19 protein-coding genes are annotated in these 22,267 nt (G+C 42.1%); 7 read left to right on the plus strand and 12 right to left on the minus strand.

What is annotated here, in order from left to right; all coding sequences use genetic code 11:
- The 3 genes from sbcD to B4K11_RS04720 form a co-directional block, all read right to left on the minus strand.
- Positions 1-1,443 (minus strand): exonuclease subunit SbcD (gene sbcD / locus B4K11_RS04710; protein ID WP_292959256.1); only part of this gene is annotated, 1,443 nt, incomplete at its 3' end.
- A gap of 77 nt (positions 1,444-1,520) precedes the next feature.
- Positions 1,521-1,979, minus strand: coding sequence for a hypothetical protein (locus tag B4K11_RS04715; protein WP_292957184.1), 459 nt, complete (start codon positions 1,977-1,979; stop codon positions 1,521-1,523).
- Positions 1,980-2,405, minus strand: coding sequence for an acyl-CoA thioesterase (locus tag B4K11_RS04720; RefSeq protein WP_292957181.1), 426 nt, complete (start codon positions 2,403-2,405; stop codon positions 1,980-1,982).
- A 201-nt stretch (positions 2,406-2,606) separates the two neighbouring features.
- On the opposite strand from B4K11_RS04720, the gene trxC reads away from it, so the two are divergent.
- From trxC to B4K11_RS04750, 6 genes are all read left to right on the plus strand, one after another.
- The gene (trxC, locus tag B4K11_RS04725; RefSeq protein ID WP_292957178.1) at positions 2,607-3,035 is read left to right on the plus strand and encodes a thioredoxin TrxC; all 429 of its coding nucleotides are present in this window, start codon (positions 2,607-2,609) and stop codon (positions 3,033-3,035) included.
- A gap of 8 nt (positions 3,036-3,043) precedes the next feature.
- A complete protein-coding gene (locus B4K11_RS04730; RefSeq protein ID WP_292957175.1) occupies positions 3,044-5,179 on the plus strand; it encodes a Tex family protein in 2,136 nt (711 codons plus the stop codon).
- A 186-nt stretch (positions 5,180-5,365) separates the two neighbouring features.
- Entirely contained in the window at positions 5,366-6,319 is a 954-nt protein-coding gene (locus B4K11_RS04735) for an NADH:ubiquinone oxidoreductase (RefSeq protein ID WP_292957172.1), read from the plus strand.
- A gap of 13 nt (positions 6,320-6,332) precedes the next feature.
- Complete coding sequence (locus B4K11_RS04740; protein ID WP_292957169.1) at positions 6,333-7,835, plus strand: nickel-dependent hydrogenase large subunit; 1,503 nt, start codon at positions 6,333-6,335, stop codon at positions 7,833-7,835.
- Positions 7,835-8,308: a hydrogenase maturation protease gene (locus B4K11_RS04745; protein WP_292957166.1), complete on the plus strand. Its 474-nt coding sequence runs from the start codon at positions 7,835-7,837 to the stop codon at positions 8,306-8,308. The genes B4K11_RS04740 and B4K11_RS04745 overlap by 1 nt, the downstream gene beginning before the upstream one ends.
- Positions 8,305-11,256, plus strand: a complete 2,952-nt coding sequence (locus B4K11_RS04750; protein ID WP_292957163.1) for an EAL domain-containing protein — start codon at positions 8,305-8,307, stop codon at positions 11,254-11,256. Before B4K11_RS04745 ends, B4K11_RS04750 begins: the two co-directional genes overlap by 4 nt.
- A gap of 6 nt (positions 11,257-11,262) precedes the next feature.
- On the opposite strand, the gene B4K11_RS04755 is transcribed toward B4K11_RS04750, so the two are convergent.
- The 9 genes from B4K11_RS04755 to rluC all read right to left on the minus strand — a co-directional run bounded on the left by B4K11_RS04755 (position 11,263) and on the right by rluC (position 19,198).
- Positions 11,263-12,009, minus strand: a complete 747-nt coding sequence (locus B4K11_RS04755; protein ID WP_292957160.1) for a phosphate/phosphite/phosphonate ABC transporter substrate-binding protein — start codon at positions 12,007-12,009, stop codon at positions 11,263-11,265.
- A 16-nt stretch (positions 12,010-12,025) separates the two neighbouring features.
- Positions 12,026-12,487, minus strand: coding sequence for a PAS domain-containing protein (locus B4K11_RS04760; RefSeq protein ID WP_292957157.1), 462 nt, complete (start codon positions 12,485-12,487; stop codon positions 12,026-12,028).
- Between the two features lie 33 nt (positions 12,488-12,520).
- Complete coding sequence (locus tag B4K11_RS04765; RefSeq protein ID WP_292957154.1) at positions 12,521-12,883, minus strand: roadblock/LC7 domain-containing protein; 363 nt, start codon at positions 12,881-12,883, stop codon at positions 12,521-12,523.
- Positions 12,884-12,947: 64 nt separating this feature from the next.
- Positions 12,948-13,580 carry a hypothetical protein gene (locus tag B4K11_RS04770; protein ID WP_292957151.1) on the minus strand — a complete coding sequence of 211 codons (633 nt, stop codon included), beginning with the start codon at positions 13,578-13,580 and terminating at the stop codon, positions 12,948-12,950.
- 34 nt (positions 13,581-13,614) lie between these two features.
- Positions 13,615-14,994 carry a hypothetical protein gene (locus B4K11_RS04775; RefSeq protein WP_292957148.1) on the minus strand — a complete coding sequence of 460 codons (1,380 nt, stop codon included), beginning with the start codon at positions 14,992-14,994 and terminating at the stop codon, positions 13,615-13,617.
- A 19-nt stretch (positions 14,995-15,013) separates the two neighbouring features.
- A complete protein-coding gene (locus B4K11_RS04780) occupies positions 15,014-15,478 on the minus strand; it encodes a hypothetical protein (protein ID WP_292957145.1) in 465 nt (154 codons plus the stop codon).
- Between the two features lie 550 nt (positions 15,479-16,028).
- On the minus strand, positions 16,029-17,003 hold the full coding sequence (gene cysB, locus B4K11_RS04785) for an HTH-type transcriptional regulator CysB (RefSeq protein WP_292957142.1): 975 nt from the start codon (positions 17,001-17,003) through the stop codon (positions 16,029-16,031).
- Between the two features lie 113 nt (positions 17,004-17,116).
- Positions 17,117-18,217, minus strand: a complete 1,101-nt coding sequence (locus B4K11_RS04790) for a DNA-binding protein (RefSeq protein ID WP_292957139.1) — start codon at positions 18,215-18,217, stop codon at positions 17,117-17,119.
- A gap of 15 nt (positions 18,218-18,232) precedes the next feature.
- Complete coding sequence (rluC, locus tag B4K11_RS04795; protein WP_292957136.1) at positions 18,233-19,198, minus strand: 23S rRNA pseudouridine(955/2504/2580) synthase RluC; 966 nt, start codon at positions 19,196-19,198, stop codon at positions 18,233-18,235.
- A 515-nt stretch (positions 19,199-19,713) separates the two neighbouring features.
- Here rluC and rne point away from each other — a divergent pair.
- Positions 19,714-22,267: ribonuclease E (gene rne / locus B4K11_RS04800; protein WP_292957133.1), on the plus strand; the 2,554-nt coding region annotated here is incomplete at its 3' end.

The raw sequence follows: 22,267 nt of genomic DNA on the forward strand, positions 1-22,267 counted from the left end.
TAGAGCGTTTTTATCGTCTATTTTTGGGACAGAGATATTGAATTCTGTATCGTCTGATACTGAATCAGACCTATCGCTATTAATAGCTTCATTGCTCTGAGCTGTCGTATCTGTTCTCTGAGCTTGTGAATCTATGCTATTAAATTGCGTATCTGCGCTATGAACTTGTTTATGACTACTTAGAAAATCTACAGCCGGTTTACTGGATGCCATGCCATGCTGTTCTTCAACATCGGTCACTATCTGACAGAAGCTTTGCTTAATACGCTCCAAGCGTGATTGCTCTTGATCAGTTTCAAACAGTTCATTCTGTACACGCTTATCAAATACTTCATAGGCATTGAGTTCTGATAAGGTCTCTTTCGATTGCTGCGTAAGTTCACTTCTACGCTGCTTGCGGGCTCTGCGTAACAATAAAACTTCTACATTCAGATCAGCCGTTAACTGCTCAACCCTCTGAGTCAGATCATTCAGATAGTCTTGGGCTTCTACTTCCACAGAGAGCCATATTGGTAACGCTTCTGCTGGATGATTGAGTGCAGCTAATTGTGCTTCGATACTGGCTAAGTCCCCTTTGATGACCTGCATGGGTTGAAACATGGGTATATGCAGTGGTTCGACACTGACTAAAGCGTTGTCATCAAACTCTGCAATTAACACCTGTTTCTGACTTCCAATTTCATCAAAACTTAAAGGGATCGGTGATCCGCAATAACGTATATGCTCTGACTGCGCGACTATTTGCGGACGATGTATGTGACCTAAGGCTATATAGTCAGCAGGCGGGAATGCACTTGCGGGGAAAGCTTCTAGGTTACCAACGTAGATATCTCTAACTGAATCCGAACTTTTAACCCCCATTGCCGTTAAATGCCCCGTCGCAATGATAGGTATATCCAGTCCCAACTCTTCACGTTTTTTTTCTGCTAATGCGTAGATAGTTTGATAATGATCGGCAATCGCACTGCCTAACGCTTGCGCCTTGTCTTTGGCGGATTGGTCTGCCTTACTTTGCATCAAATCTCTAGGGCGCAGATAGGGAATCGCACATAAGATTGCACCCGGTTTACCGGTACTTTCTTTAAGCGTAATGACCTGGTTTTTTGCCTCTGCATCAACGCTTGCAATGACCTCAGCACTTAAGTGTTTAAGCAAGCCTTTAGATTCATTTAAGGTAGATACTGAATCATGATTACCGCCAAGGACTATCAGCTGGCAACCCTGCCGATTGATCTGAACCACCAGCTCATTATACAGTTCACGGGCATAACTTGGGGGAGAACCTGTATCGTATATATCACCTGCAATTACTACTGCATCTATTTGATATTCTTTAACTTTAGCAACCAACCACTGAACGAACTTCTGATGCTCAGCCAATCGACTCTTACCAATAAAGTGCTGACCTAAATGCCAATCAGAGGTATGTAAAACACGAATCATAAACTTTCAAACATCCATATATCGGTAAAGTAAATTAGGTCAGCAGTGAGTCTAAGCATGCTATGAGTCAGTTAAATTTATAACGTAGAGAGTGCACTCATCAACGCTGTTCTAGCATCTGCACTGTGATAGATATCAGAGAGCCGCTCGATCTTTTCAAAGGTCAGTTCCATCACCTTTTCCCGATCAACAATAACGACAATATCGGTTTCATCCTCATCTTGATCTTCACTCCCATCATCGTGCGCCTGAAACTGATAAAATCCTGGTTGAGGTATAGATACATCCTCTTCAAAGCCATCTAAGTACTCTTCAATTGGCATTTGATGGATCTCTAAACATGAAGCGCAGGAAAACTTAACAATATTGTATGTTAAGGGAACGGATAAGAAATCCCGTTTAACTGAGTAGGCGAGATGTAACGTCTGTTCCGACTCATTCTGCATAATGAAATAGGCAATATCACTGCCGGAATCATCTTCCATCGGAGGGAGCTGATTTGATCCAATATGAGTAACAGAGATAAATTGTGTCACTTAAATATCCATCACATAATCAGGGAGATCAGCTTCAGCAGGTACAGGTGTAGGATTACCTTGTTCATCTATTGCTACAAACTTAAAGGTAGCTTCGGTTACTTTTTCACGGCGTCCTATACGCCCGCGACGTACCCACGCTTCTACATGGATATCCATAGAGCTACGGCCTACACGGACAACATCGGTGTAGACACCTAAGATATCACCTACCTTGACGGGACGTATAAAACTCATGCTATCAAGTGATGCAGTCACTACACGTGCTTGAGCTCTTTGGCCAGCACAGATACCTGCGGCAATATCCATCTGTGACAGTACCCAACCACCAAAAATATCACCTGATGGGTTTGTATCAGCAGGCATCGCTATCGTTCTTGTGGTTAAGCGACCTTGCGTTTCAGCTTGTTCATTCTTATCTAACATAATAAACCCATACAAAATAAAGTTTTCAGTGCAAGGATAGAGGATAAGCGCCCTTGAAGAAAAGCGGATTTATCACTTTTCTATAACTTAAGTCTATGTGCACTTTTAACAATCCTTCACTATTTGATATGTAATGCACTACAGCCCTATTTGAATCAGCGCTATGATAGGCTCCTTTATCATTTTAGCTGAGTTATCATTATGTTAATTGTTTGCCCTTCTTGTTTTACCTCTAACCGTATTCCTGAAGATAAATCACATGTTCAGGGTAAGTGTGGCAAATGCAAACAACCTCTACATACTCACGCCCCCGCTGACTTAACCGATAGCTCTTTTGAAAAGTATGTCAGTGAGAATGAGCTGCCTGTGATTGTCGATTTTTGGGCAAGCTGGTGTGGTCCATGCAAAATGATGAAACCGATCTTTGAAAAAATCGCCGCTGAATCTGAAATATTACTCTTTGCCAAAGTTGATACTGAAGCTGCACAAAAGGTTAGCGCGAATATGAACATTCGCAGTATTCCAACCCTGATAATGTTTCAAAATGGCAAAGAGATAGACCGTGTAGCTGGCGCTCTACAAGAGCACCAGTTAAAGCAGTGGATCCTGCAAACGTTGCAGAAGGGTTAAATTAAAAAATGATCTCCCAAACCATTGCAAAAGAGCTTAACGTTAATGAAAAGCAGGTCGATGCCGCCATTACGCTTCTTGATAACGGTGACACGGTGCCCTTCATTGCGCGTTACCGTAAAGAAGTAACCGGGGCTCTAGATGATCAACAATTAAGGACTCTTGCTCAACGCCTAAATTACTTGCGTGAACTGGATGCGCGTAAAGCGACTATTCTGAAGAATATACAAGAACAAGGCGCACTCAACGCTTCACTTAAAACATCTATTTTAAATGCAGAAAATAAAACGCTGCTTGAAGATCTATACCTACCTTATAAGAGTAAACGCCGTACTAAAGCCCAACTAGCTAAAGAAGCTGGACTTGAGACTTTACTCGATCGAATTATTAGTAAACCTAGTAGCAACCCCAAGCAACTCGCTGCGCAGTTCATCAATAAAGACAAAGATTTCGCTGATATAGATACAACGCTTGAAGGCGCTAGCACGATTCTGAGTGACCGTATTACTGAAATGCCTGACCTACTGCAACGTTTACGTAGTCAGCTGATGGACAGTGCTAGCCTGAAGTCGAGCGTTACCAAAGGAAAAACGGATGAGGGGCAAAAGTTTCGTGATTACTTTGATTACACTGAACGGTTAAAACGTATCCCTTCCCACCGTTTGTTAGCTCAACTGCGTGGTGTTAATGAGGGCATTCTAAAGGTCAAACTAGAGATCCCAGACGAAGAATATTGCCAACAGCTATCATCCAGATACCTACAGTTGCCTCGTAAAGGCCTTGGTGGAGAGTGGTTACAAGCTCAGACTCAACAATGTTGGAAGAGCCGATTAAGGCCTAAACTACAAAAAGAGCTGATTCAGCAATACAAACAACAAGCCGAAAACGAAGCGATCCAAGTATTCAGCCGTAACCTTAAAGACCTGCTGTTAGCGGCACCTGCCGGCCCTAAAGTGACTTTGGGTCTTGATCCCGGACTACGTACGGGTGTGAAAGTGGTTGTAATGAGCACCACAGGGCAGCTGCTTTCCTACACAACTATCTACCCTCACCCTCCCAAGAATCAATGGGATGATTCTATAGACCAACTTTATAAGCTCTGCGCAAAATTTAAAGTTGAGCTTATTAGTATTGGCAATGGTACTGGCTCGAGGGAAACAGAGAAGCTAGTGGCAGAAATGCTAAAGAAACACGCTGATATCAATGCGCAAAAGCTGATTACCAGTGAAGCTGGCGCCTCGGTGTATTCTGCTTCGGAGCTGGCCAGTAAAGAGTTCCCAGATATTGATGTAACGATCAGAGGGGCTGTTTCCATTGCCAGGCGTCTGCAAGATCCTTTATCCGAGCTGGTGAAGATCGAACCTAAAGCAATCGGAGTTGGCCAATATCAACATGATGTCAATCAACAGCAACTTTCTGAGCAACTAGAACATGTGGTTGAGGATTGTGTAAATGCGGTCGGTGTTGATCTAAATAGTGCGTCTGAAGCACTCCTTACCCGTGTCGCAGGTTTAAACACGGCTTTAGCCCAGAACATTACGACATACCGTAATGAGAAAGGCCCCTTCACCACAAGACAAGAACTACTAAAAGTACCTCGCTTGGGACCAAAAGCATTTGAGCAAGCCGCCGCCTTTTTGCGTATTAGAAATGGTAAACATATTTTAGACAACTCAAGTGTTCACCCAGAATCTTACAAACTGGTTGAATCAATTGCTAAAAACCAGAATACATCCATTAAAGAACTGATAGGCAATCAACCTATACTTCATGAGCTTGACCCTAAGGCCTTCGTTGATCAGTCTACAGGCCTTTATACAGTTAGGGATATTTTAAGAGAACTTGAAAAACCAGGCCGAGATCCAAGACCAGAATTCAAGACCGCGACTCTATTAGACGGTGTGGAATCTTTGTCTGACTTAGAAGTCGGTATGCAGCTGGAAGGGACTGTTACGAACGTCACTAATTTTGGTGCATTTGTGGATGTTGGTGTGCATCAAGATGGACTAGTACATATATCACAGCTCGCTAACAAATTTGTTAAAGATCCGCATGACATAGTTAAGCCGGGGCAGATTGTGAGTGTAAAAGTGACTGAAATCGATCCAAAACGTAAACGAATTGCCTTAAGTATGAAATCGTAATTTATTTATATTCATAAAAACTAAAGTAGATCAATTTAGCCAGTTGATTTATAAGTTAACTACTCTATTATTTAGTCGTAACTCTTTAATATTACGATTATTTTTAGAAAACAGCATATATAAGTAGAGACTTAGCGAGTAGCAAAATATAGACTAAACTTACAAACAAACATGAATTGAGTGCCCATGGGTATAATAAAAACAAACCTATTATGGATACAAGCAGGATCATGTAGCGGTGACACTATGTCACTGCTTTGTGCTGACAAGCCATCATGGCCCGAACTTGTGGCTCAACACAATATCAATGTATTGTGGCAGCCCTCTCTGTCAACTCGTTCATTCAACGAGCTACTTACTGATATCGATCTTATTTTATCCGATCAGTTAGAACTCAATATTTTGTGTATCGAAGGCAGTCTAGCGCTTGGCCCTAATAATACAGGCATGTTTGATACCTTAGATAGCAAGCCTAAAGCCTTCATAGTTAAAGAATTAGCTCAAAAAGCAGATTACGTGGTTGCAGTAGGAACCTGCGCCGCTTTTGGAGGCATTCCTGCAGCCCCCCCCAATCCTACTGAATGTACAGGCATGCAATCATTTCAGGGCAGCGATGATGGCCTCCTACCTATGGATTGGCGAAGTAATAAGGGTCTGCCAGTGATTAATATTTCAGGCTGTCCTACGCACCCAAATACAATCATGCAGACAATCATTGCGCTGACCCAAGGCTATCCACTGCCTCTAAATGATATGCAGCAACCTAAAGCTCATTACAGCACACTGGTTCATCAAGGATGTTCTCGAAATGAGTATCATGAATATGATATTGAAGAGGATAAGTTTGGCGAGGCTGGATGCCTTTTCTACAATTTAGGCTGCCAAGGGCCCTATACAACGGCTACTTGTAACACTGAACTGTGGAACAATCGTAGCAGTAAAACTCGCGAAGGCGTGCCATGCCTTGGCTGTGTATCCCCAGATTTTCCGCGAAACGCCCCGTTGTTTACAACCGAAAAAGTTGGCGACATACCTGTTGCACTCCCTTTAGGTGTGAGTCGACCAAGATATATGGCTTACAAAGGCTTAGCCAAAGATGCTGCACCCATACGTATTATTGAACGTAAAATGAAACCTTGAGCTGCATTTCATTATGAGTAGACGAATTAAAGTACAACTAAATCGTGTAGAAGGCGATCTAGAGCTTGAGCTAGATGTAAATAATGGAGTGGTGACCGATGCGTGGTGCATCGGCACAATGTATCGAGGTTTTGAGCAGATTCTTCTCGGCAGAGCCCCTATGGATGCACTGGCAATTACACCCCGTGTCTGCGGCATCTGTAGTACAGCCCACCTATTCGCTAGCACGTTAGCAATCGAATCGATGTCATATATTACACCACCAGCTAATGCTATTCGTGTACGCAATATATGCCTATTGGCCGAAGAAATTCAATCTGATTGCCGTCAGACCTTTTTGATGTTCAGCCCTGACCTCTGTCATCCTACTTATAAGAATCACTCTCTCTATCCTGAACTCAGTGAACAGTTTATGGATATGAGTGGTAACGTATATAAAAATGCGGTGATTCAAAGCCGCCACATTATCGAAATTGTAGCGATTTTCGGAGGTCAATGGCCGCACTCCTCATATATGGTTCCTGGCGGCGTCACCTCGCTACCTGATATAGCAAAAGTATTGAGTAGCCTTTCAGTCACTCAAAACTATATACAGTGGTTTGAAGAACAAATATTAGGCTGCTCTATAGAATATTGGCTTACATTAAAAGATAGAGCTTCTCTTGAGAAAGAGTTCAAAAGCAACAAAGCCGCAGCCAGTCTAATGCACCGCTTTTGCACTGAAATTGGTTTAGATGATCTGGGCAGCGGCAGTGATCTTTTGATGAGTTACGGCTCTGTGATCGACACTGATGAACCAAAGCATCGACTTAGACGCTCTGGCATATACAACATAGGCTCTGACAGCCATTCTGAACTAGAACAGCACCTTATTACTGAAGATATTAGCTACAGCTGGTATTACGATGAATCATCAAAGCCAAGACACCCCCATGAAGGCCTAACTCAGCCAAAATTTTCTTCCGACGATCAACGTTACAGCTGGGCCAAGGCTCCACGTTACAAAGGGGATGTAGTACAAACAGGTCCTATGGCTCAGTTAGCAATCGATCGTGATCCTTTGATCCTCAGCAATTTACGTGAAAAAGGCTGCAGCAGCTGGTTAAGGCAGTTTTCACGCATACACCGCCAAGCTAAGTCTTTACTGCTACTAAAAGAACAACTAGAAAGCCTTTTGAGCAATATAGAACAACCAACCATGGCTCATAAACCCCTTATTGATGGTGAAGGAATTGGCATGATTGAAGCCGCACGCGGCAGCCTTGGGCATTGGTTACGCGTGGAAGATAGTAAAATCACAGGCTATCAAATTATTACACCAACTGCTTGGAATGCATCACCTAGAGATGCAGCCAATCAGCGAGGCCATATAGAGCAAAGCCTGATCGGATTAAAAATCACAGATGAAGACGATCCGGTAGAGATAGGCCATGTTGTGCGTTCACACGATCCCTGTCTAGTTTGCACCGTGCATGTTCTTGGGAGCAAAAAGAAGCATCGCTACGGGGTGATTTAATGATAACGGTTCTCTGCTTTGGTAACGAATGGCACGGTGATGATGGTTTTGGGATGGAGATTTACAAAAAGCTTAAAACCACCCCACTCCCCGATTATGTGAATGTCATTTTTAGCGGGACCAATAGCCTATTAGCCTGGAAAGAGGTCATAAATTCCTCTTATGTCATTCTGGTTGATGCTTGCCAACGCGAAGAAACTGATGACCTTCCAGGTTCCCTTCATTGGTCAAACCCTGAGATGTTCTCTAAAACACAACAGAGAAACCTTCACGATGGTGGCCTTGAAGAACTGATTCGTCATAGAGAGATCCTATCACAAGGCCAAAAGCTCCCAACGTTAGAGATTCTTTTTGTCTATATCGACTCGATTACCGCCTTTCATAAAGGCCTATCAAATTCAGTTAAAGCATCAATTCCACTTGCTGTTGACATGATTATCAAACAGATCCAAGCAAAGGAGAGCATGTTATGAATACTGCTCAACCGGATACTAACAAGATAATTATAGAGCAACGCGTTGAGATTCACGGGGCAACCCGCTGGGTCGGTTTTTTTCATAATGATCGAAACCCTCTATTAATCATTAACTATAACGACACCCATTATGCTACCCCTCTTTATTGCCCTCATGCGCACGCCTCCTTGCTGCATGCCAAACTTAATACCAAGGGAGAGATCATCTGTCCTAAGCATGGTTTGGCCTCAAGCCTTGTCCATAGCTCGTCATCATTTAAAGTTATTCTAGATGACGGCGTATTCATAGTCGATAACCTTGATCGCAAACGGATCCCGACAGCATCAATTGAGCCAGATGATATTGATGACAATACCTCTTCTGAAATAGAAAGCCTTAAAACCGTTAATTCAGCATTACAGAGAAAGGTACTAACCAACCTTGAGTCTATGGATCTTATGCTTAGCCAAGTTGAGCACAAAAAAGCTGAATTAGAGGAGAAAAACTTTAATCTTAGTAGCGCGAATGAACTGATTGATGGTATTACAAACTCTATAGACGAGTTTCTAGTCGTAACAGACAATCAGGGTAGAATCACCAGACTTAATCGCTATGCTGAAAATATATTGCAGTGTAAAGCACATGAAATTATTGGTAGCTCACCTGATTATTTGTTACAGGATGCTACATTAGCTGAAATCATTGATAGCTTCCCTGCTAGCTCCTGGGATCATCGCCCCTATCTATATCGTGCCGTTTATACTGAAAGTCACTTCCAAAAAGAGGTCATATTCCAAGATCCTTTAGGAAGACATAAAAAGATTAGCCAAAAAATATTCCTATTAAAAGGAACCCTTCTGTATTCTCAATTTGGTAAAGAGGAAGGGCTCATTTTAACAGGGACCGATATTTCTGTTATTAAAGCCAAAGAACAACAAAAAAGAGCTCAGGACCTAGAGGAGCACCTAAGCCAATTAAAAGGAACGCTTGAGACTTTAGGCCAAGGCGTTGCGATGTTCTCAACTGATGGCAACCTACAGTTATGGAATCAACCATTCATTGAAATATCATCAATGGCTCATGAGGAAATATTCCATAAACAACGTTATGAAAATTTATTTTTAAATAACTATCATATTCTCCATTCGGAAGAGCAGCCACAAATAGAGGTCATCAAAGAGAGTAAACACCAATGGTTACAAGTTCAAAATAGTGGGAAGCTTGTTGAATGCGAATCCTCACCTATGCCAAAAAACGGCTTTGTAATCACCACTCGTGACATTACTCAAAGCCGAAAAAACGAAGAGCATATTCGTCTACTTTCAACAACTGTAGAACAAAGTTCAAGCGAGGTGATCATCACTGATACGCAAGGGACAATTGTTTACGTAAACCCTATGTTTACCGAAAATACAGGATACACCGCTGAAGAAGCTATCGGCCAGAACAGTAATCTTGTTCAATCTGGCGAGATGCCTATCTCTTTCTATCAAAACCTATGGGAAACTATTAAACAATCCAAAAGATGGAAAGGCGAAATTATAAACAGGAAGAAGAATGGAGAAGAATTTTGGCAATCAATGTCTATCACTCCCATTTTAGATACTGAAGGAAACATTAGTCATTACCTTTCACTCAAATCCGACATTAGTAAACAGAAAGATGCTGAAAAACAGCTACGCTATCAAGCAGAAAATGACCTACTTACCAATCTTCCCAACCGCCCTGTTTTATTAAAACAATTAGAAATTGCTATACAAAAATCAAGAACAGAAAACGTATGCTCAGCAGTACTGTTCATGGACCTTGATAATTTCAAAGATGTAAATGATACGCTAGGCCATTTGAGCGGCGACCAGCTTTTAAAGTTAGTGGCACTGCGTCTAAAACACTGCATTAGCGAGAATGACCTTATTGCACGTTTAGGAGGTGATGAGTTTGCCATCATCCAAAGAAATATTGAATCCACCAGTGAACCGGGTGAACTAGCAGAAAAAATTATTAAAGCGGTCACTTCCCCATTCAAAGTGGAAGAGCACCTACTTCACATTGGAATCAGCATTGGCATTACATTGATTCCTGATGACGGTAACACAACGAGCGCCTTGCTAAGTAACTCCGATATTGCCATGTATTCAGCAAAAGATAACTCAGGCAGTCAATATAAATTTTTCGACCAAGAACTGCAGCTCAGCATACAGCGTAAAAGAAAGATCGAGGTCCACTTACATACCGCTATCTCAGATAATGAATTAACTCTACTATTCCAACCGAAAATAAATATTTCAAATAACAAAGTCGTCGGCGCTGAGGCTTTGTTAAGATGGAACAGCAACGAATTGGGACCGGTCTCCCCTAGCGAGTTCATCCCAATCGCAGAACAAAGTGGATTGATTATTGAACTGGGTGAGTGGGTACTAAAAAGAGCGCTCTACCTTTTAAACTCGTGGCAGGAACGCGGCTTCAACATCCCTAAAATTGCAGTGAACTTATCGCCTGTACAGTTAAAAGACGTGAACTTAATTCCCGATATAAAGAAACTCGTCGAAAACTATAAAATTGACAAAGACTTTTTAGAATTAGAAATTACAGAAACGGCTGCGATGGCAGATCCTGAATTTGCAGAATCACAGCTCAGAGCGATGCGGGCACTAGGGATATCCTTAGCGATGGATGATTTTGGTACGGGCTATTCGTCCCTATCATATTTGGCATCACTCCCAATCGACCGGATTAAAATTGACCGGAGCTTTGTGAACGACATTGAGCACTCTGATCAGGCCAAAGCGATCATCGAATCAATTATTCATCTAGGGAACATTTTGAAGAAAACTGTTATAGCCGAAGGTGTTGAAGATAAAGCACAGCTGGAGCTTTTAGGCCAGCTGGGTTGCCATGAAGCGCAAGGCTACTACATTTCAAAGCCCGTTCCGGCAGATCAGTTTATTGAAGAATTCATAGAATAACTATGATTAATCTATAAGCGTATCAATCAGATCAATCATAAATTCAGTTTCTTCCTCAGTCATTTCCTCAAAACCCTGAAGTCCCATACTGTCGAGCACACTCTTCCCTTTAGCGTCATTAGACATAGCGATAAGAAATTTTTGAATCTCTTCAGCACGCTCTTGAAGCTTGGGGCCCACTAGAAATGTATGATGAACAACACTGATCTCACTTGTAATAAGCACTCTCATTTGACTTCGAATCAAATCAGACAGCTCATCGTAAGCGTCTTTAAGGAAAAAACCGGCGTCAGCTGAACCCTTTAGTATATTACGGGCGACGATAACGTAACTATCAACGGTATGGCTTTGTGTATTACTTTCATCTAAGTCCGCAGCCTCAAGCATAATCATAGCGATGCGATTAACATCTGGGTCGTCGGTTGTATAAAGTTGACAGCCCGGATCTAGATCTTCTACAGAACGAATAGAAGAGTCTGCATTTGTAGCGATAATTGTTTCATCAGCTTTAGCGAGCGGCCTTACAAGAGCCTTAAAACCGAGATCACGTACCAGCATTGAAGCATCGAAGGGATTAGCATAAACCAGATCATACTTACCGGCTTTTATATCTTCTCTCTGAGCATCAAAAGAATCATATAACTCTAGATGTATGCCCTCACCTAACTGACGCTGCATCCATGTATTGAATATGAACCAACCTGAAATATGACTTGGTGCAAAATCAGGACTAACAGTTAAATTTAACGGCATCTTAAGTATTTAGAACCTACAGAAGGGTTTTGTATAAAGCTTCGCTTTCAGAAATTTTACTACGAGATGGCTTACGCCTGACCGAGGTATACCCAACAACAACACCCTTTCGAATATTTGGAATAACCGTGGCTTTAACCCAATAATAAGCACCATCTTTACGCAAATTTTTGACGTAGCCATGCCACTTTTTACCGGACTGTATAGTCTCCCAAAGCCCCGAAAATGCAACAGCAGGCATATCAGGGTGACGTAGGATGTAGTGATTTTGACCAATGAGTTCTTCATGCATATAACCAGACATTTCAACAAATGCCTGGTTCGCATGCGTGATATTCCCCTTGGTATCTGTACGAGAAACAATAAGTTTCCCCTCAGGATAAGGAACCTCTCGATCAACCACTGTAGTGGTACGAGAAGTCCCATCATTATATTTGATGACTACATCACGAACATCATTTGTATCATGCTCAGACATCAAGAAACCTACTCATGTGTTGAAACGTGCTTTTTAGAGGATCTTACCGATTGCCTCTGCAGCACGTTTTACATCTAAAAAGATTAAACCCAGACGAGCATTAGGTTTAGCTACAACAGTTAATACAGATTCATCATTAGCATGAGTCATCAGGATGTAACCATCGTCACCTTTAACAAGCACCTGCTCAAGATCCCCTCTCGCAAGTTCCGTTGCCGTTCGCTCGCCTAAGGAAAGCATAGCCGCACTCATGGCGCCAACTCGATCCTCGTCCAGACCTGCCGGAAGAAGAGCTGCGATCATCAGACCATCTGTTGAAATGACTGCGGAAGCTTCAATCTCAGCGGAAGTTCCATTTAAGTCACTCAGTATAGAGGTCAACATTTCTGAGCGCATATACATACTCCTTTTATATAAGGCATTAAAATACAGGATTGAAAAAAAAGTTTATTGACCCTAATCAATAATCCAAATAACGTCGTGCAAGGACGCTTAATAAATCAACATAACTATTATGGTTCAACCTAGGCATTTGATCTATGACCAATACAAAACGCTGATGCCCAAGGTGAATAACCCAAAAACCGACCTGACTCAAGCCTACTGGATCAAGCATTCCCCAAGACTCCCCCATGAAAGAGAGATCGCGATTTAATAATAGTCGATGCCTCTCATGCAGCGAACTTACATCAGCAGCCAATGCACACAGTGCCTCAGCATGATCCGCATCATAACCAGTTGAACCTAAACAAAAACCATGATCATCAGCTAACGCCACTTTAGACGTATTAGAAAGATCCTTGAGCAATCCAGGTAGGATTTTTTCAATGGAATCGTCCATTACACGCACAGGCGTCTTACTCAATTGAACAAAATTCTTGTCTATTAACTTATCAAACAGCTCTTTAGCCTCGTCCTCTTCCAGATCAGTCAACTCCATAATAAGCTCATGGCTGAAAGGTAGAGAAACATCGGTGCTTAACAATTGCAGCAATAATGCGCGTGCATCATCGGGCTCTGACCCAACTGTTGCATAAAAAGCACCTGCTGGGCAGATTTGTATGAACTGATTTTGGATAGTAGCACTTGTCACAAATTAACTCCGAAACCTGTCGTCTTACTCAGCTTCATTCCTGAAACCATCCAAGTGAATATGCTCCCGACATGAATGAAAAAACCACACGCTGAGGAACATCCAGTATTTTTACAACATCCAGCGCGGACACTTTATGCCCAACCCATACATCACTAATCGCTTCACAATTTGGCAATGTTAAAAAACGATTAAAATCAGGTTTTATAGATAGTTGTAACTGCTTTTCAGGGTCCATTCCATTGAATAAACGCCCTCTTGCTGTCCAGATTGCCACTTTCCAGATCAGCGTTTCAGCATCTTCAGCAAGATGCTTTCCTTTATCTTCTAATTCAAAATCTTCTATCGTTTGTAGTGATAACTCTTTATAACCAAAGCGGGTTAGTGCCAATTGATTTAAAAAGTCATCACTAAAAGTAGAATAAAAAACATTATCAGCTGGGAAAAAATACATTTTCCCTGGCAAGCCTTCGATCTCTACAGGGTGTTCCTGTTTTAAAGCTAGGTCAACAGCCTCTCGCATTTTAACAAGCAAAGAATCTTCAGCATTAAGGAAGATCGATCGACGCTCATCTGACCGATTTAAATTGACATCACCGGCGTTACCACAGCGCTGCAATTCATCGACTGAACTTATAGCATGCTCCGAAGCCTTAGTATTGATTGGCGTAGCATTTATTGGCGTAGCAACAGGAGTAGCCTCGACTTCAAGCTTAGCTTTCTTCTTTTTTGCTTTTTCAGCAAGTAACTGTTTTTTCTTGAGCTCTAGTTTTTTATGCTTTAACTCTTTTATTTTAAGTGCTTTCTTCTTAGCTAAAAGCGCTTTCTTATATTCACGCTTTTCAGCCTCTAAATTAGCATGAAGCTCAGCTTCTTGCTCTTTGATATCAATTTCTATCTGCTTAACAAGCCTATCTGATGCACTTACAGTCAAGTTACCACGCATTAGCTTCTGCTTAAGCGCTTCTCCTTGACGTTTTTTTGAATATTCGCCGCCGCGAAACACATCTACATCTTCAGAACTTACTTGTTGACCTGCCCGCTTTTCAGCATTGGAGATTGGAGAAGAATGAGCATCGAGTGATGAAATATCAAATTTACGGATAGATTGAAGGAGGTCTTGAGAGGTATGAGGTTTTTTAAGTACCGTAAAACCATCCCATGCCAAATCTCGAATACTAATAACTAATTTATGAGCAACTGGATATTTTTCATTTATAAGCTGCTGAACCTCTTCATCTTTATGTGCCTGATCACCATTGATGATCACAATAGCAGCACTACTTGCCGTAACAAGCTCGCAATCGACAGCAGACGAGAAACAATATTCGAGCATAGCTTGATTAGGTCCTGTAAAACCTATCAAAGCAATTTTCCGAATATTTTCTAACTGATTGCGTTTTCTTGAACTCATTTTTACCGCTACCCTTTAATCATCCATGTAAGCTAGCAGGCTGGAAGCGACCATCAATTAATACAGAATACTTACTAGATAGCTTTGACAGTCCAGTCAAATCATTCTCATCTATTGCACACTGTATAATATTGCGCACATCCGGCTTCATTACAGACTTGGCCTGATCAAACAACCTCTTACGAAGCGTCAAACCTTTCTCACCTAATACCAACAAAAAATCAGCGAAAGCCCCCTCTAAAGCATCGCTATCATAGCAAGCAATAGATAAGTAAATACGTTTAGTATGAAGACGTAATTTATCAGGTTCGGCTGCGACCATTCGGGTAAAGTGATAGAGGATCCTTTTCCCCTGATGGCCTTTATAAATTAGATACCTAGGGTGCTGAGCATCAAATGCGGCCTGGATGCGACCTGTGTTAGAGCTATCAAAATCAGAATTCAGCTCCCAATCAGCAAGAGCATCCCAAATTGGAGAATTCACAGCAGCCTCCTAGCTTTATTATTTTAATATGCATTAGATATTTCTAAACGCTTGTTAGATTTATATCCTGACAAAGTTCAGATTACAAATAATATCGGCCTAAACATGTAATTATTAAGTAATTTCCTGCGATTGCGGTTTAATTAATAACATACATTTAAGCCTAAACAAATACTCAATAATTCAACTTGTTAAGTATAGTCCATCAATTCAACATCCTTTAGGCTTCATTAGAAAGTATTAGTGCTCACAGAATCAACAACCTCAAATTGACGAGTATATGTAAGGTGAATCTAACTCAAAGTTCGGTCATACATTTCTAACGTCGCTATGAAGGCCACCCCCCAATCATCTAGTAAATTCATAAAACACGTTACTAAACTTACCTTTATAAGAACTGTCGCCTATCAATGCCTCTTCATCAGCCAGCCCCTACCCAGAAACATACTATGCAAAAGACTCAGTAAAACCTTGCGTAATTACGGAAAAAAGGCACAAAAAAACCCGGCATTTTCATACCAGGGGATTAATGAAACAAAGAAAAGAAAAACTAATGATCAGGCAATTCGAATCCAGAAAACAATTCATCTATCTCACTTCGGTTACTACATTGCTGAACTTGGCGAATCAGTTCAGGTGTTAAGTGAGGAGCGAATCGCTGTATGAAGTCATACATGTAGCCTCGAAGGAATGTCCCCTTACGGAAGCCGATTCTAGTAACACTCGGCTCAAAGAGATGACTGGCATCCAATCGCACAAGATCGCTATCTTGCTGTTCATCGAAAGCCATTGATGCCACAATACCAACACCTAAGCCTAGACGAACATAGGTTTTGATCACATCAGAATCAACCGCAGTAAAAACAACCTTCGGTTCTAAACCTTCATTAATGAATGCTTCATCAAGTTTAGAACGACCTGTAAAACCAAATACATAAGTCACAATCGAATGCTCAGCTAAATCAGCCAATGTCAGTTCATCAAGCTGAGTTAAAGGGTGTCCTTTAGGGACAACAACTGAACGATTCCAGCGATAACAAGGCATCATAATCAAATCACTAAAATGTGCCATTGCTTCTGTTGCGATTGCAAAGTCAACCGTTCCGTCGGCGGCCATCTCAGAGATTTGCATAGGCGTACCTTGATGCATATGAAGGGATACTTCAGGGTACTCTTTCATGAAACCGGTAATTGTTGGTGGTAGCGCATAGCGAGCCTGAGTATGTGTTGTGGCAACATCTAAACTCCCTTTACGCTCATCACTAAACTCCTGAGCAACCTGCTTTATGCTTTCTACTTTTTGTAAAATTTCGCCAGCAACAGACAATATAGCCTGACCTGCAGGTGTTACTCTTGTTAAATGCTTCCCGCTACGAGCGAAAACCTCTACACCCAGCTCATCCTCTAGAAGGCGAATCTGCTTACTAATACCTGGCTGCGATGTATATAAGCTTTGAGCAGTAGCAGACACATTCAAATCATGGCGAGCCACTTCCCAGATATAACGCAATTGCTGCAACTTCATTAACTACTCCAAAAAAACATCAACCTTAGAAGACCGCTCACTTATGTCACTTTTGTAATTTATACATTATAACAGATAAGTATAAATTCGATATAAATCAACTACTCAGCAGCCTACAATCTGGCATTTAAACGACGAACCTCTTCATCCTGTGCAATAATTTTCTTCTCAAGACTCGTTGTTTTAGCTAATGCATAGACAAGCTCATCATCCTTCTCTTTTAACTGAGCCCTAATAGCTCCCTCACGCCTAGACTGTTCCGTGGTTAAGTTAACTTGCTTCTGCCTGGCCTTCCTCAGCTCCTCATCAAGAGCTTTAACCTTATCCTCTAACCTCTTGTTTTTATTGCTCTCAGAAAGAAGAGACGTATTAACTTTAGAAAGATCCCTCGTTTGCGTAGTTGTATCAGCCTTAATACGCTTCAACTCATCTTCGAGACTTTTGATTTGGGTTTTCTGTGTATCATTTTTAACTTCTTTACGCGCTAACTCAGCCTGCATGTCATGAAGATTCTTTGTGAGTGCAGATTCCTTTTTACCAATATCATCTCGAAGCTTCTCTAATGCCCCACGATAGTAACGCACATCAGCATCAGCCTTACTAACAGCATCTAAGGTATGCCTCTGCTCCTCTTTTATCCGCTGATCAAAAGTCCGCTTACTATCATCATAGGTCTTACGAAGGTGATTCAGCTCCTGCTCAACATTTAAACGGTTTTGCTCTTCCTGCTTTTTCTGTGAGGTCTCAGCTGCAAGGTTTACCTCTAAAACACCAATTTCAGCTTCAAGCCCTTTTACTTGAGTCAGGATATCTTCTTTTTTGCTTATCTCTTCTTTTAATCTTTCTTCTAACTCTAAAAGACGTCCCTTAGACTCCTTAAGTGACTCATCAGCCTCACGCCTTACAACATCAAGACCGACATCCTGACTGTGCTTATCAATAACAAATTGACTATTCGCTTCCTGCACTGCTTGTTGCCAAACTCTAGCAAAAGCCTGACTCAAAGCTTCAGGCACATCAGGTAGTACAAGCTTCGCATCCGTTTGAGTTAATCGCTGAGGCACAAGTGCCCACCAATTGATTAAACTACGCTCGGCATCTTGGAGCTCACAACTTAACGATTCAATAATTAACTCAGCTGTTGGCTGACGGCCTGCCAACAACAAACGATCTGCTTCGGTATATATCTTATCTTGTAAATCTAAACTGCTCATAAAAACTATAATCCATTAACTATTCTTACTCTTAAAACGATTCATCGCTTTTTGAAGCCCAATATCCAGAGGTGCCTTAACAACTTTTCGGCCACCGGACGGTAAAGGGAAACGCAATTCAGCCGCATGTAAAAACAACCTATCGAAACCATGCTGCTTCATCTTTTCATTCATTTCATCAGTGTTGTACTTCTGATCACCCACTATTGCATGGCCTGCAAATTGACAGTGAACACGAATTTGATGCGTTCTACCTGTAATTGGCCTTGCTTCAACAAGCGTTGCTTGACGACCGAAACGTTCTAACACTTTAAATTCTGTTAGCGAAGCCTTTCCATCAGGCGCAACTTTCACAACGCGCTCACCAGACTTCAACTCATTTTTCCTTAAAGGCGCATCAATCTTGCGCTTTCGCTCATTCCAAGAACCTATGACCATTGCATGGTAGATTTTGGTTATCGTACTTTTCTTCAATGAGTCATGCATCAATTTCAAAGCACTTCTTTTCTTGGCTAACAAAATACAACCAGAAGTATCACGATCCAATCGATGAACTAACTCAAGAAAACTTGCTTGCGGTCTCATCTGTCTAAAACTTTCAATCAATCCCAGACTAATACCGCTTCCACCGTGCACTGCAATACCAGAAGGTTTATTCACTACGATTAAGTCATCGTCTTCATAAAGTATTGCCGCCTCAAGCTTTTCAGTCAGCTTGCTTCCTATTTTTGCAGGTTGCTGCTTGTCAGATAAACGCACAGGAGGAATTCTAACGACGTCATTTATACGCAATTTATACTCAGGTTTAACTCGTTTTTTGTTAACTCTTACCTCACCTTTTCGAACAATCCTATATATCAGGCTTTTAGGAGCTCCTTTAAGCGCTGTAATCAAATAATTATCAACCCGTTGCCCCTCATTACCTTCAGTAATTTCGACAAAACGGACTTTAGTAGGTTGCGAGCTGTTTTCTTCTGACATATTTATTATGAAAACCAATTAGCGAATTGATGCGGTAGTTGATAGCTGCTATATTCTAGCGCTGCCGTGCTCTGTTGGCTTTATCTTTTTTCAAATGCCGTAATACAGAGCCAAAGAATTACAAAATATTGTAAATTCTGTTGATATAAGCGGCTATTTATCATGAATATAAATTGAGAACAGCTTTTCACCCAGTCGGAATAACCGGTTGGAGGTAGAGATGCGCGTTAGCCAGGAACCTGCTTTTAATAAAAGTAGTAACAATTAGAACGATGAAAAATAGGCTGACACTTCCTCTACCGAGGACATTTACTTCGCCGCTTGCGTTGTAATGCAACACATTGATATAAGAAGCACCTCAGCTCCAATATAATTGTTTGAGCAATGGACAGCCCTTATTAAAATCAGTTTTAGCCCTAAAGCTAAATTGATCAGCAATGAAAACAGAGTCCAAAAGACAGGCCCCTTTAATTGGGTTACCTGCTGCGTGAAAGGCGTTCCGTATAGAGAACGCTATGAAAAGAATGCTAATTAACGCAACTCAACCTGAAGAGTTGCGCGTTGCCCTGGTTGATGGCCAGCGCTTGTACGACCTAGATATTGAATCTGGATCTCGTGAACAGAAGAAAGCTAACATCTATAAAGGTAAAATTACCCGCATAGAGCCCAGCCTTGAAGCTGCATTTGTAGATTATGGCTCAGAACGCCACGGCTTTCTTCCACTAAAAGAGATTTCTAGAGAGTATTTCACCCAGCCTCCTACCCGCGGCTCTCGACCTAATATAAAAGAAGTACTTAAAGAAGGTACCGAGGTCATTGTACAGGTGGATAAAGAGGAGCGCGGAAACAAAGGCGCAGCACTCACTACGTTCATCAGTTTGGCCGGTCGCTATTTGGTACTTATGCCAAACAACCCAAGAGCAGGCGGTATATCTCGCCGCATCGAAGGCGAAGAGCGCACTCAATTAAAAGAAGCACTTGCTGGTGTAAACATTCCAAAGCAGATGGGCATTATTGTCCGCACTGCTGGCGTTGGCCGTAGTAGCGAAGAGTTGCAATGGGACTTTGAATACCTAAAAACCCTTTGGACAGCGATTACTCAGGCATCATCAGAAAAGCCTGCGCCGTTTCTTATCTACCAAGAAAGCAACGTTGTCATCCGCGCAGTACGAGACTATCTACGCGCTGATATTGGCGAAGTACTGATTGATGACCCACAGGTATTTGAAGATGCACGAAATTTTGTTAAGCAGGTCATGCCTACTTATGAGAACAAAATCCGTCTTTATTCAGAACAGACGCCATTATTCAATCGCTTCCAGATCGAAACTCAGATTGAAACAGCCTTCCAGAGAGAAGTAACTTTACCTTCAGGCGGATCAATCGTAATTGACCCAACGGAAGCACTAGTTTCTATCGACATTAACTCTGCCAGAGCTACTCGCGGCGGCGATATTGAAGAAACAGCTGTTCATACAAATCTTGAAGCTGCAGATGAGATCGCTAGGCAACTTCGTCTTCGCGATATTGGCGGGTTAGTCGTTATCGATTTCATCGATATGACTCCGATTAAAAACCAACGCGAAGTAGAAAACCGCTTACGCGATGCACTCAAACTTGACCGCGCACGCGTTCAGATGGGTAGAATTTCACGCTTCGGTCTGCTTGAGATGTCGCGCCAACGCCTTCGCCCTTCTCTTGCAGAAACTCGCGGCGTTGTTTGCCCCCGCTGTAGTGGCCAAGGCACAATTCGTGATACTGAATCTCTAGCTCTTTCCATTCTTCGCCTAATCGAAGAAGAATCAGGCAAAGATAGAACCTCGCAAATCAGGGCAATCCTTCCTGTAACTGTTGCGACTTACCTGCTTAATGAGAAGCGTCACGCTGTACATGACATTGAATTAAGACAAAATATTCGTGTTGTCATTGTGCCTAATCCAAATATGGAAACACCTCACTATGAGGTTGTACGTTTGCGCGATGATCACACAGTTGCGACAACGAACGACGCTAGCTACACAATGCAGCCGGAACCTGAAGATGCAGCGCCAATAGAAGCTTCAGCAACTACACAAACGGTTGTACCGCGAGAGAAAGCCGCTGTTCGCAGTGTGCCACCCTCAACACCTGCACCAGACGCAACTTCAGCAGATAGCTCAAGCCAAACTGCTACCAAAGAAAAGCAATCTACTAAAACAAGCGCACCAACAGCTAGCTCTTCTGATAGCCTTGGCGAACGTTTTATGGGCATGCTAAAAGGGATTTTCGGCTCTACTGAAGAACCAAAGAAAGAAGAGCCTGCTGAAAAGGAAAAAAGCAGTAAACCAACTAAGCGCAAGCGCAACAACGAGCGCAATGATTCAGGGCGCAACAAACGTAGACGTCGCGACAATGACCGTAGAAACCGAGGCCCCCAAAAGCAGAATGATGAAATAATCACTGTTCAGCCAGAGCCAGATCAGCCACTACCTAACGCTTCGGAAGAAAAGCCAAAGCGCCGTCGTCGCAAGCGCAAGCCAGACCATGAGAATGACTCTAGCAAAAAGCCTGAAGACACAAACAGCAATAATTCAAATGCAGATAAAGGCGAAGAAGCGCCACGTAATCCTCGCCGCAGAGGCCGTCGTCGTCGCCCTTCCGATCGTACAGCTAACCGCTCAAACCCAGTTGAGAATGCTGTAACGTTTAATAAAGAAAACACAACAGATAGCAAAGCGCCGGTAGCTGAAAGCAAAGAAACTTCTACTAAAGCCAAAGCACCTGTAGCTAAAGCTGAAACCACAGAAGCTGTTACTGAAGCCAAAGCGCCTGTAGTTGAGAAAGCTGAAAGCAAAGAAACAGCACCTGAAGCAAAAGCGCCTGTAGTGGAGAAAGCTGAAAGCAAAGAAACAGCACCTGAAGCCAATGCGCCTGTAGTTGAGAAAGCTGAAAGCAAAGAAGCTGCTACGGAAGCTAAAGCACCTGTCGTTGAAAGAGCTGAAAGCAAAGAAGCTGCTACGGAAGCCAAAGCACCCGTAATTGAGAAAGCTGAAAGCAAAGAAGCGACACCTGAAGCTAAAGCGTCTGTAG

Source organism: Neptuniibacter sp. UBA6509, assembly GCA_002435145.1.
In the GTDB taxonomy this organism is placed as follows: domain Bacteria; phylum Pseudomonadota; class Gammaproteobacteria; order Pseudomonadales; family Balneatricaceae; genus Neptuniibacter.